Below are 14,140 nucleotides of genomic sequence, written 5' to 3'. Positions count from 1 at the left end.
CAACGCGATTTTATCAGATACCTATGGATTAAATCCGCACTCCGACCTGCCTGAGTGCTAATCCGCGGGGGCGTGGGTAGATACGAAAAACCGCGGAAGACTAGTCAGTTATAAGACCAGTTAACCGCGGTTTTGAGTAGTTCGCGAGTAAATCGCAAGTCGATTTGCTGTCGATTAATGCCACGCTTCACATCACGCTTTATGCTCGAATGCAGGTCGTAGCGTGCAAAAGCGCTACTTCTTGCGAATCGTATACATTTGCGCGTTGAGCAATGCGGAATACTTCTTAATAACGCGCGGGCGGATAATCTTCATAGAAGCCGTCATCAAACCGTTTTCTTGAGTAAACTCTTCTGGCAGAATAATGAACTTTCGCACAGATTCCGCGCGCGATACGCCCTCGTTTGCAATATCCACAAACTTTTGGACTTCCGCACGCACAACCGCGTTATTTGCGGCGTCTTCCATGCTCATAGTTTCGTCCAAGCCCTTGGTCTTAAGCCAATTGCGTAAAATCTCCTCGTCTAAAGTCACAAGAGCAGATATAAATGGTCTTTTATCTCCAAGAACAAGAGCTTGAGATACAAGTTCGCAACGCTTAATCACTTCTTCAATAGGACCAGGAGCCACATTCTTGCCGCCAGCAGTAATGATCAAGTCCTTCTTGCGACCAGTAATGTAAAGCATGCCATCGTCGTCAATTCTGCCCAAATCGCCAGTAGCATACCATCCGTCTTCTGTAAACGAAGTTTCTGTCGCCTCTTCATTCTTGTGATACTTTTTAAATACGCAAGTGCCCTTAATTTGCACTTCGCCATCTTTAGCAATTCGCAAAGTGAAAGCTGGGAAAGCAATGCCGACCGATCCTTCACGGAATGGAACGCCAATAGGTGTGAACGCGCATGGGGCGGTGGTTTCCGTAAGGCCATAACCCTCATAAACTGGCACGCCTGCGCCGCGGAAGAATGAAATCAGCTCAGGATCTAGTGGCGCGCCACCAGCAACAATCCAACGCGCGCGTCCGCCAAGCGCTTGGCGAATCGGGCGGTAAACGAGTGGATCGTAAGCAGCGCGGCGAGCCTTTGTTAGCGCCTTAGCATCTCCAGAATCCTGTACTTCCTTCATATATTGCTGAGCTGTAACAACAGCACCCTGGAAAGCAAGTCCCTTAGCTCCATGACCTGCCTTTTGCGAAGCCGCATTATACACTTTTTCGAGCACACGCGGAACAACAATCATAACAGTTGGCTTTGCAACTTGAAGGTCAGATATAAGCGTTGTAATGCCTTGCGCAATGTAGATTCTAAGCGTGCTAGCAACAACAATATAGTTGATTGCGCGCGCAAACGAATGGGCTTGAGGTAAGAATAGAAGCACGGAACCGTTAGGCTCGCTAAGCAAGTCCGGCAAGTAAGTTGGCAAGTTTAACGCGGTTGTGCAGTAATGTTCATGCGTCATTTCCACGCCTTTTGGCGCAGCCGTAGAGCCAGAAGTGTACACAATAGAGCACAAGTCGGTTTTTTTAACCGAGTCAATGCGCTCGTCTAGTTCTTCGTCGCTAACGGAGTATTCAAAGGCTTGTAGTTCCGCCAATCCGCCTGTTTCTATGCAAATAATGCGCTCAAGGCTCGGGCATTCTTCAATAGCTCCATCTGCCTTGTCTTTCATTTCAGTTGTGCCAACAATCAAAAAGCGCGAGTCGGAGTTGTTTACAATGTTGCGAATTTGCTCGGCAGAATCCGTATCGTAAATTGTAGCCAGCACGCCTCCGCAAGCCATAACTGCAGCATCAACAACATCCCACTCATACGAGGTTTTGCACATTAACGCAACAGCGTCGCCTTTGCGCAACCCATAGTGAATCAAGCCTTTTGCTGCTTTTCTAACTTCTGCAAGGAACTGGTTGGCTGTTTTTGTAACCCATATATCGTTTTCCTTGTAGGTGTAGAGCGGATCGTCTCCCATTCTGGCTGCTCTGTCTGCATACAAGTCGTAGATGCTTGTACCTTCATCTAATGGCGGATTTCCGTCCGTTTTTGTGGTTAGCAAGCCAGTTTGTGGGTCTAGGAAAGTGGTGGTTTGTAGTTGGGAACCCCATTCGTCTACTCGTGGAAGATGCTGATTTTGCTGAAGCAGATTATTCTGTTTATTCTGTGATCCGTCTTGCTGATCTTGTGGAATAGAATAGTCTGGTTCTCCTGCGATGTCGTCGCTTACTGGGTGCGCGAAGTTGCTGCCAATTTGCAAAGCCTTGCGAGCAAGATTGAAAGCTTGCTGCTGGAGTGTATTTAGGACGGACACATCTGCTCCTTAATTTTGCTAAATGCTTAAATTTGCTAATTTGTTTTGGTTAAATCAGCTTGTTTCGAGCACATATTTGTTATGCGCCTTTGACTATATATACATGATAATCGTTGGTGTGATTCAAGTCACCTTTTGGTGTTGGATTTGACTTTAGACTTTATCTGTCTAAGTGTTTTTGTAGACTGGATAAGTTGCTTTGGCGAGGGAATAACACTGCGATACTTGTAGCAGGCGCTTTGCGATTCATTGGTTGCTTGCGATTGTTGTGTAAGTTCCGTTATCGACTGGGCTGATAGCCAACTTATGGTGGTTTTCGGCGCGTCGGTGCGCCTGAAGCTGGATTTAAATAAGATTATCCGCATAATCCAGACCATAAGGAGACCGATATGGCTACAAAGATTACACTTGAAGGCGAAGTTCGCAATGAGTTCGGTAAGGGCGTTGCTCGCCGTTTGCGTGTTGCCAATTTGATTCCAGCCAGCATTTACGCTGGTGGTGCTGAGCCTGTACATGTGACTCTTCCAATGAGAGAGACTACTCTTTCTCTTCGTCACGCAAACGCTTTGTTTACCATTAAGTTTGGCAATGAGTCACGAATCGCAGTTGTTAAGGATGTTCAGCGCAACCCTGTTAAGCGCATCGTTGAGCACATTGACTTCTACGAAGTCAAGGCTGGCGAAAAGATTGACGTTGAGGTGCCAGTGTTTGTTGAAGGCACTCCAAAGGGTGCTGCTGTTGCATTCGTAGACGTTCAGGAGCTTAAGGTTCGCGCAAACGTTGCCAACTTGCCAGAGCGCTTGGTAGTTAATGTTGACGGCTTGGCCGATGGCACCAAGGTGTTTGCTAAAGATGTTAAGCTTCCTGAGGGCGTTGTGCTCGACATGGATGGCGAAGAGTCTGTTGTTAGCGTCACTGTTCCAGAAGATGCTGCTACAGAAGAGCCAGCTGCCGCTCCTGCTGCCGATGCTGCCGCTCCTTCAGCCGAAGCTCCTGCAGCCGAGTAAGGTTTTGCTTAGGATTTTCTAAGATTTTACAAGCCGCGCGTAGTCAAGATTTTCTTGGCTTGCGCGGTTTTTGTTATTTCTGCACACTCGAATCGACCTGCCTTTTCGCTTAAAGCGTAGCGCGCTTTCCTACTTGGTGTTGCGCGAGGTTTGAGTATTTCTCTCCTCGCAACTCCCGTCGCTACGCTCCTCTTTTATTGCTCGTATAGAAATACATCAAACCTTCTGAATATCTAAAACTTTTGCGTATATCTTAATCACCGAGATTCTCGATTTTTCTTCTTCATTCGATGAATCACCATCAAAGATGCTGAGGTTCATCTCATTCAGTGCGAAAAATCTCGAATCTCCACCTCACTTGCGCTCCGACCTGCCTTTTCGCTTAAAGCGTAGCGCGAGAAGTCACTTCGATTCGCACAACGCTCTGCCTCTTGCGTGTTGGTTGTTGTTGCGGTTGTTCCGTTTTGTCTTTGATTTTGTTTTTTGGTTGAAGTTTGTTTGTAGTGGTGGCTCATTGGATTATTTGGTATCGGCTGCCGCTCTTATATTGTTCGACCAAGAATCACCCAGCCCTCTTGCATGCTTGAACAATTGCGTATTTCTTAAACATTTATCACAAGAAACACCAAAAACACATATATTGCAATTGTTATGGGGGGGGGGTATCCATAGCTTGTGCTTGAATAATAAAGGTTAAGTATTTTTTTGGAGTGCACTGGTTGTTAAACATTGTCGTATGTTGTGTATTTTGATTGTTAAATACTAAACGTGCATGTTGATTCTATATACTAGATGTAACGGAGTTTGGGAGTCGAATTGGCTAGAACTAAAAATAGTGGTAGTGACGTTTTAAGCATTAAATCTGCTAAGCATAAGAGCGTTTCTGGCGACGCTAGTAACGCTAATGACGTTAAGAGTGTTAAGAGCGTTAAGAAAAATGCTAAGACTGCTAAGCGTTCTTCTTCGTCTACCGCTACTAGTGTTTCTGGTCGTCGCCTTGGCGTTGCAGCTGTAGCTTTAGCGTCTACATTGTCTATGGTGTTGCCTGGCGCAGCGGCTTTAGCTAGGACTTCTTTTAACCCTGATTCTTTTGATCCGTCTTATGTAAATAGTGTTGCTAAGACTTCTGGCAAAGGTGCTGGAAATGGCGCCGGCAAAGGCTCTGGTAATGGCAAGGGCGATGGCGATGGAAACGGCTTATATAAGAATGGATTGCTTAACACGGGTGCTACTTCTGATCGCACTATGCGTCAGATGGTTGATTCTGTTAAGGAATATTTAGTTAAGAATACTGATTCTAATGCTATCGCTGAAGGCGTTAAGAATCAGGAAACGGTTGCTGGCGATTCTTCCGTAGGTGTTAAGGATTCTGGCGAATATTTTGTTACAAATGGCGATTCGTCTTCGCCTTCAAATCGTTCTTTTGATACTAATAATTTTGAGGATAGATCTGCTACTAGTAGTGCAGATAATAGTGCTACTAAGACTGCGACTAAGAGTGAGCAAGATACAGCAAGTTCTGAGATTGCAAAACCTGTAAAATCTGCGAAGAAGCCAGATGTAAAGCATACTAAGGCTGAGCAAACCAATCCAGCTGAAACTGGTAAGGTTGCGGAAAAGCCAAAGTCGAACGCGTCTGTACCTGCAACTAAAACGACTGAAAAGCCAGCTGTTGCAAAACCTAAAGTTGAAAATTCTGTAAAGCCAGCTGACACAAAGGCTTCAGATACAAAGCCAGCTGCGACAAATCCTGATGCTGTAAAGCCAGCAGGCACAAAGCCAGCTGCCGCTCCTGCATCGAAGCAACCTACACAACCAGAAACTTCACAGCCTGCAAGTGCAAAGCCTGTTGCGAAGACGGAACCAGAAGCAAAGGCTGAACCAAATCAGAATTCAGCGCAGACTGAACACGCTGAAAATCAGCAGCCTGCAAACGCAAAACCAGCTGCTTCAAATACTGATTCTGAGGGTACTAAGCCTACTGATGTTAAGCCAGCTGAAAATCAGCAGCCTGCGAATGCGCAGTCTGGAAATGCTGAAAGCTCGAAGCCTGCGGCTGAGCAGAATACAAATGCACAACCTTCAAGCACTCACTCAGAAAATACGAATACAGTAAGCGATGCAAATACACCAAATGGGCGTGTTCGTAGGTCTGTTGGGAGCGGCGATGGTGCTTCCAATGGGGGTAGTGTAGCTCCTGCAGATAATACAACTGCAACTCCGACTACTACTCCTGCAAGCAATACAACTGCACCGTCTGCTCCTGTAACTCCTGCAAGTGCGGAATCTAATGCTGGTGCTGGAACTACAGCGAACCCAAGTTCAGAAAAACCAAGTGCGCAAACCAATGCTCAAGGTTCGCAAAGCAGTGCAGAAGGTGCAACTACAGGTGCTACAAGCGAAGATAAAAGCGCTACGCATTCAGCTACTGCACAAAACACTGCTTCAGAGCCTGGGTCTGCTTCGAGCAATAATCCAACGTCTTCACCTGCTTCAACGTCTACACCGACCACTGGCACACCGACCACTGGCACAACAACTAATAACGCAGCAACTGATCCAAATAGCCAGGTAATTAAGCCTAATACGGATAATCCAACGGCTGGCAGCACCAGTGAAGCCAATGGTCAGGTACAAACTGACAAAAAGCCAAAAGCTACTTACAATTTGAAAATTCGCTACACGATTGGTGGCGCTGCGAATAAGCAGCTTGTGCAGCCGTACGAGCTTACGATTGACGTTGAAAAGTTGAATAAGCTTGACGATGTTAATAGTTACGAATACATTGAGCTTCCAAAGTCTGCTGGATACCGCCCGTCCGTATATCACTCCGGTGATTACCAGTACTACGTTAAAAAAGGTGAGGGAGATAACAGCAAGTTCGTTATTGACGATGGCACGGATGCGGATGCTGTTCGCTACTTGCGTTTAAGCAAGAAGCTGATTACTGATTACGCTGTAAAGGAAAGGCCGGCTGTTGGGGGCAATAACGGCGCTCAAGCTCCGCAAACCTCATCATCTCAAGCAACTACAAATCCGCAATCTTCATCCTCTACGCAGCCAAAAGCAGAAGACGGCATTCAGTACTACGGCGAGTTGAACATCAACTACGCTCCTAAAACAGCTAAGTACTATGTGCGTCACTTGGTGCAGGATCTTGATCATAAGGATGAGTTCCACGATGCTCCAAATTTGGGTATAGGTAAAGTAATTACTGTAAAGCATAAGGATGGCACTTCTGAGAATATTCACGTTACGGAGATTACTGGCACAGTTGGCTCGGATGTAACAGCTGTTTCAACGTATATTCCAGGCTATGAACCTGAGCACAATCTTATTAGCTCGCCGCTTTCGGATTCTGAAGATGAAAGCGACAAGCTTGTTTTGAACCTTCGCTACTACCGTAAAGCGTATGAGGTTACTTACGATTCTGCTGGCGGTACGGATGTTACTGCTCAAAAAGTGTATTACCAGCAACCTGTGCCAAAAGTTACGAAACCAACTAGGCGCGGCTACACTTTTAAAGGATGGTCTTTAGTAGATCCTAGCAAAAAGAGTAATTCACTTTATGATGATAATACTATTGTTTCTCTTGATGACTACCAGATGCCGGATCACAATGTGCAATTCCTCGCTAATTGGGAAGCGAACAAGACTACTAGCTACCGCGTGAATGTGTGGGTGCAAAAGGCGGATTTGGTTGATAAAGAGCATCCGAATTCGCTTGCAAACTACGACTTTGTTGGTCTTGTTGAGCGCAAGAACGTGCAAACTGATAGTGAAGTTGCGCTTGATAAGATGGATGATGCTGGCGTTGCTAAGGATACTAGTAAGCTTAATGGCGAAAGCGTAGATGATTATGTAGAAAGCCCAGAGCTTGGCTTAACTAGAAAAGAGCTGCAGGGTACAGAAGCGAATGACCACGAAGACGGCTTAATTGCAAAGTTCAACTGGATGAACGATACGCATGTAACAAACTTAGACGGGTATGATACTAATAATCTTGAAAACAATTACATTAAAGATTCTAAAGGAAACTATGTTAAAGACGCTAAGGGCATAAGAACTTCTAAGGACTTATTCACGCGCTACTTCCACGTGAATAAGGAGCTTACTAAAAAGCTTAACCGTGAGGAACATGATTTTGTGCCGGGTCGCCCAGATTTTGGCAAACGCATTAAGTCGATGCTTTGCGCGGACGACTTAAACAACACACTCAACTTAGTTTACGACCGCAATACTTATGAGCTTATTTTTGCTAAGCCTGCTAAATCTTTTGAAGGTGCCAACAATGCTGCTATAAAGAAAACAGACGAGCATGGCAAAACAACTATTTACTGCTATGCTGGCGGCGGTGAGTGCTCAAAGAAGTATGATGGCGCAACCAAAGATGAGCATGGCACTGAGATTAACCACAAAGGTTACCGTGTAAATGTTCGCTACGGTCAAAAGCTTACTGATATTTGGCCAGGAGCAGAAGAGATAGATCTTAGTAATGATCTGCTTAGTGATAAAGAAGAAAAAAAGGCTTCTCTTGGGTGGCGTATTGGACCTGCAGGTAAAGCGGATTATCGTGACACTCCTCCATTTCGTTTTACTAAAAAAGAATTTGCTGACCCTAAATTCCGTGTAGTGGGTGAGAAACAAGCGCCTAAAATTAGCGATGACCCTGAGCATAATCCTCAGACTACACACGAGTTAAAAGATAATCAGCGTCTGCTTACAGTTGATACAACCGGTGCTCATAATGATATTCCATATACGGTTATTATTAAAAAGCAAAGTATTGCGTCTGCTAAAAGCGGCAATGATCCAAGCGATGATGATTATGTGATTTCAACAGATTCCTATGCTAAGGATGATACCAATAACGACGAGTACAAGTATACTGCGCCGTCTATTGCTGGTTTTGAACCAAAAGATGAAAAAGTAAAACCTGAACGGGACGATTTCAGTGATTTCTATGACAAAATACATGATATTTATAACAATTTAACAGGTGAAGATACTCCAGACGAAGATGCTCCAGAAGAAGATAGGAACAGCTTTCCTACCCCTAATTATACTTCTGGCGAAGAAGATGAAGATGGAGGACTTGCTCTTAAAAATTTAAATGATGCTATTGCTGAAAGACTTAAAACTGATCCAGCATATAAGAAATATTATGAGTTTAAGAAAAAGTATCATATTAGTTGGCATTCTTATCTTGTTGGATTTGAAGGAAAGCTTAAGTTTGGTGACAGCAATGTTCCTAATGAATTAGAAGAAAACGGAATAGTAACTCTCGAGTACAAGCGCCAGAAGTACTTCGTGCGGTTTTATAATGCGGACGGCAATGCTATAAAGGACGGCAGTGTCGCTGCTACAGAAGAACTGCCGTTTGAGTATAGCTTGTCTAAGCGCGGCAACGCTAAATTGACGGGCAAAGACGCAGACTTGTACTACGACAATGGCAACGTTAAGTCTTACGATGCTTCTGTAACTAAAAACGGTGGCACCGATACCGCAACTCAGTTCGACGGCAAGTACACTTTCACGCTTAATGGCAAGACTTACTCCATCGAGCGTCCTAAAAATCTGCCAAAAGACTACGTTTTTAAGGGCTGGGCTGTTGATCAAGCCGGCACTCGGTTTATAAATGGCGAAGACAAAGATATTACAGTGCCAGTCAACGGCATTAAGCTTTACGCTGCGTGGGGTAAGCCAGAAGGTATTAAGCACACTGTAACGCTTAACTACAATATGCCTGAAATTGACGGAAACGGCAAAGAAATAAAGGACTCTAACGTAGTTACGAAACAGCAGTTCGATCACTACTATGTTATTAAGGAAAATAAAGATATAAAGGTTCCAACGCGCAAAGGTTACGACTTCTACGGCTGGGAAATTACTAAGAACGGCACGACTTTGCCGTACGCTTTCGGCAACAAAGTAGTAGAAGATATAACGCTTGATGCAGTGTGGGTTCAGGATACTCGCTACAACGGCACTTTTAAGCACATATTCTTAAAGCCAGGGTACACGTTTACTGACTATAAGAAGGCTGGTCTTACAGACGCAGAAAAAGCCGCGATGGTGGATCACGTTTCTACTCAAACGGTTTCCGGCTTGCGTGAGCATTTGCGCTACAATGCGGAAGCAGTCTACAGTGACGAAACGCACTTCCCAGATAAGCATTTCACGAGCTTTGAAGCCTCGAAGGACGAGGATCAGAATACTGGCGAGTTTATCTACCAAACGTACAATACGCGCAAGTATAAGGTTCGCTATGTAACAACTGACAAAGACGGCAATGAAAAGGATCTTCTTCCAGAAAGCGAAGTCAGCTCTGTAAATCGAAAGTACGACGTAGCGTTCTACAAGCCGATTGAAGGCTTTATGCCGGAAACTACGCAGCAGAATATTGAATACGCTACTGACGAAGATGGCAAGCAGATTGGCGAAAAAACATACACCTTCAGGTATAAAGACGTTCGCGTGCTTAAGCGCAAGTGTTATCCTCCTCAGGGTACTGAGCATCCTCAGGATACTGAGTATCAGGATCCTAAGCATCCTCAGTATCGCCCGGATCACTACACGCGCTACGTGTTTAAAGTGGCCAAAGACCAAAGCTCTATGGGTAGCGTTGTTGACTGGCAAGGAAGTAAGGTAGCTGACGGCTCTGCTCTTGTGTACGATGCGATTAAGGGCACGAAGGCTTACCAGATGCCGCTTCCAACAGTGAAAGCGAAGCAAGGCTATGAGTTTGCTGGCTGGACTTCGAAAATCGGTTCGTCTGAAGCTGGTTCTACGGAGCTTCAGTATTCTGATGGCGTAAATCGTTTGCCGATTCGCTCCGAAGAGCAGAACAGCCCTGAAGTAATTTACATTGCTAACTTCAAGCTGAAGGCACCTGTTGCTGCAGCTCCGCAAGTGCTTACGCCAAAGGAGAATATTAGTACCGGAAGTAGTGATGATGCTAAGAAGCTTATAACCAATGCTAATGATTATCCGGCTGATGCTACGTTCAGCTTTGCGCCTGGCGAAAAGTTTGACAACACTCCAGGATTGCACAAGATTAAAGTGCAAGTGACGCTTGGCAATAACACTGCTGCAGCTGAAGTGCTGTACCGCGTGCTGCCAGATTTAGTGTACGCAAGCGATTGGGATAAGTTTAAGGCTACTGACTACGGCAGCAATAATGCTGGCGATTACGTGCCGATTACCTTTACTGGCAAGAACGATGAAGGCACTATTATTGGTCACGATGGCGGTAATGCTAATACTCCTGCTGGCGGAGAAACTACGCTTACTGCGTACGTTTATAAGGGTAAGGATGTTAGAATCCGTGTGCCGCAAGCCTTCGGTAAAGATTACAACGACCAGCATTACCACTACGTGTTTAAGGGTTGGGCGACTAAGGTTGTAGAACCGACTACTAGTACGCCTTCTTCTGGCACGACTTCTGCTGGTACAGCACAGCCAGAGCAGAAGAAGCCAGAGCAGACGTTTGACATAAATTCAAGCGACCGCTACAAGAAGGTCAATTTAGACAACGGCGTAACTTACCACGCTATTTACAAGCGAATCGACTACTTCTCCAGCTCGTCCGACAACGGAACAGTTCCAGAAGATTCTGTAGTTGCAATCTTCAAGCCTGCTCCAGGACGAAAGTGGAAGATTGACGGCACAAATGGCCCTAAGGTGTTCTACGTAAAGAAGGGCACTGATCTTTCCCAAATCACGAAGACTGTTGATGGGAAGACAGTGAATGTTCTTGAGATGCTTCAAAACAATCTCACCAACCCTACTGGCAAGTGGTCTCGAAGCAGCATGCTTAATGACGGTAATAAAGTTGCTGAAGTTAAAGATGTTGCTGACGTGACTGGTGATTGGAAAGACGGCTGGCATGTCAATGAACCATTCCAAGAGTTTGTGGCAGATCAAACTCCTTGGACAGAGCCAGAAGTGCAGACTGATTACTTGGTTGCTGTGCAAGATAAGCGTGACACGCTTCCGGCGTTAGACAAGTACTTGACAAATCTTGATGATTTGAAGAAAGAGGCAGAAACTAAGGGCGATATAGAAGATGTAAAAATCGAATACGATTTGCCGAAAGGTAAGGATCCAAAAGACTTTGAAGATAAAATGCTTAAGAAGCCTTCTTTGTACACTGTGCCGCTAAGGATTACAGTCAATTACAAGGACGGAGTGGAACCTAAAAAGTATAAGCGCGTTGCCCGCCTTAAGGTGATTTACCAGCTGATGTATCCAGAAAGCTTGCCGAAGGTTGATAATACTCATTCTGGTACTCAACAGCCTGGTTCTGGTACTCAGACTGATAAACAACCAGTTATTGGCGAATCTGGCGAGATTGATTTTGTTACAAAGAATAACAAAAACTACGTTAAGGTAGAGTTTGAGGATCCAACTGCTTATGAAGGTGCTGCTTCGGGCCGTAAAGAATATTACATCTTGAAGGCTAGCAGCGACGAAATTACAAGTGGAGACTATACTAAGGGCATAAAGGCTCCTCAAGTTACTGGCGCAAAGCACGATGATCGTAGCTTCCACTACGAGTTTCTTGGTTGGGAGATGGTTGAGGGCAGTACTGTGCCTGCCACACGTGCTAGCTTACCTGCTGCAGCTCCTCTGCCAACGTTAGCTCTGTTTGCAACTATATCTAACGCAACATCTCCTGCTGAAACACGTTCTGCTAATACGGGTGGCTCGTCAACGACAAATCTTTACACTAAAGAACAAATTGCTAAGATGGCGTTTACTCAAAACACCAAGTTTAGAGCTGTCCTTAGAAGAGTGGATAACGTGTTGAAGCCTGGCACCAATGAGAAGATTCCGGATAATTACGTGCCACATTTGTTCTTACCAGGTTTTGGTAGAAGGTGGACCGATGGCACTTCCAATCCGAAGGTGTACTACTTTGATCCAGAAAGTAGTAACTATTATAACGATATTAATAATAAAGTTGATGATTTAGGTAGTCAGCTTAAAGGTTTTGGTGGCTGGTCTATTTATGGTGCTGCTGGCAACGAACTCACGTCCGCTTCACCTGATTATAATAAAAAAGAAACTCGCGTATATGTTGCAAAACAGGCGCGTGTTGACGACGTGAACGCGTCGGATATTGTTCTAAGCGTTGGCGACGGCATACCTGGTCCTGATGAGCTTGTGCACGGGAATGATGCTAAGTCGAATCCTAATATTGTTGGCGTGCAAGGTGCTGGCGTATACGATATTAACAAGGCAATTACTAAGCCGGGTATTACCACTGTCGTAGTAAACGTTACTCGCACGAATGATAAGAAGGAACAGGTAATAGTTCCTGTTAAGGTACATATTCGTGTGCTTCCGAAAGTTATTGCGGATAAAGATTTGCCAGAAAAAGGTACGAAGGAATATGAATTTATTGCGCAGAACTACACGAAGGTAATGTATGCAGCTGGCGAGGGTGGAACCATGCAGTCGCCAATGCACACTTACTGGGTGCGTAATGGCAAAGAGTCTGCAATAAAAGATTATATTCCAGACGTTCTTGCTGATAAGGGATACGTGTTTAAGGATTGGTCGTCTAAGACGATTGAAAAGCCAGCGTCTCCGGCAGATCAACGTAAAGCTACCAATGAAGAGCGTGAAGTATTGGCTAATATAGCTATTGTTGATGGTATGCAGTTTGTGGCAAAGATTATTCGTAATTCGCATAATTCTACTTTGGCTGCATTGCAGAATCTGCTTAGTGAAGCTCAAAAGGAAAATGCAAAGGGAATTTATGAAGCGAAGAAAGAGCAATTAGCTAAAATTGCGGAAAGTAATGGTAAGCATTACTTAGCTGAGTTGATTCGCAAATCTAATAACAGTACTTTAGCTGCATTGAGTAACTTACTAGCGCAAAATATTACTAATCCGTTGGAGATTAATAATACTATTGAACGCGATAAGCTGGCTGAGCTTGCTGATGCTGCAGGTAAATCATTTGTTGCAAAGATAATTCGCAACTCTAAGAAGTCTAGTTTGGAAGCCTTGAAGCAGCTTTTGCGCAATGTAGGTGTAAATCCTGAGACTTCTCTGCCAGAGCCTAAGCCAATACGTGAAACCACTATTACTGCCAACTTCGAGAAGATGGCTCCTATGAAGTTTACGTTTAGCGGTTCTGCTCGCGAGGGTATTTTGACGAACTTCAGATTGCAAAACATGACTGAAGGTTCGGGCGATGCGAATAACAAGATTACGGTAGACGGCAAGGAAGTAACTATTAACGAGTTAGTTTCCCAGGTTAAGAATTCTGTAAACGGCATTAGCGCAAAATGCGCTGGTACTGCTTGCACGATTTCCGGAACTCCGAAGATTGTGGACAGTAAGCCGAAAGTTGAGCTAACGTTTACCACTACCGACAAGTACGGTCGCCAAGCGGAAATTACTGTTGAAATTGATGTGATTTCTGAGAGCAAACCTGCTCCAATGCTCGTGCCAACTCCAGCACCTGTTCCAACGCCTGTGCCGCCAGCTCCTGCACCAGCTCCGTCAAAGCCAGAAGAAGAACAAAGACAAGAAGAATATCCGATTCCAGAATCATATCCGTATATTCCAATGCCTGAAGCTCCTTCGTCTGAAGTCGTACCTGAACAGACTGCGGAAGCGAAGCAAAAAACAGAGCCAGAAGCCGTGAAGGATTCTGCAAAGCAGCCGTCAGAAGCTCTGCCTCAAACTGGTAGTGACGTTACACAGTCCGCGTTAATTGCCAGCTTGTTAGCGTCTGTTGGTTTAGCTGGATTTGCTGCTAAGCATCGCAGACGTAAGAACGAAGATAACGAAAGTTGATTTGTTGAGTCGAGGGT

Annotated in this window: 3 protein-coding genes; 2 read left to right on the top strand and 1 reads right to left on the bottom strand. The window is 44.9% G+C overall.

What is annotated here, in order from left to right; genetic code table 11:
- Positions 1–234: 234 nt before the first annotated feature.
- Positions 235–2,301, bottom strand: a complete 2,067-nt coding sequence (locus ABVC65_RS06060) for an AMP-dependent synthetase/ligase (RefSeq protein WP_353582846.1) — start codon at positions 2,299–2,301, stop codon at positions 235–237.
- 389 nt (positions 2,302–2,690) lie between these two features.
- On the opposite strand from ABVC65_RS06060, the gene ABVC65_RS06055 reads away from it, so the two are divergent.
- Both ABVC65_RS06055 and ABVC65_RS06050 read left to right on the top strand, forming a co-directional pair.
- Positions 2,691–3,308 (top strand): 50S ribosomal protein L25/general stress protein Ctc, encoded by a 618-nt coding sequence (locus tag ABVC65_RS06055; RefSeq protein WP_353582845.1) that lies wholly within the window; start codon positions 2,691–2,693, stop codon positions 3,306–3,308.
- Positions 3,309–4,124: 816 nt separating this feature from the next.
- Positions 4,125–14,123 carry an InlB B-repeat-containing protein gene (locus tag ABVC65_RS06050; protein ID WP_353582844.1) on the top strand — a complete coding sequence of 3,333 codons (9,999 nt, stop codon included), beginning with the start codon at positions 4,125–4,127 and terminating at the stop codon, positions 14,121–14,123.
- The last annotated feature ends 17 nt before the right edge of the window (positions 14,124–14,140 follow it).

Origin of the sequence: Gardnerella vaginalis (assembly GCF_040427915.1) — a bacterium.
Classification (GTDB): domain Bacteria; phylum Actinomycetota; class Actinomycetes; order Actinomycetales; family Bifidobacteriaceae; genus Bifidobacterium; species Bifidobacterium vaginale_C.
Note: the sequence above shows the minus strand (reverse complement) of the source record. Positions and strands in the feature narration are given on the sequence as shown.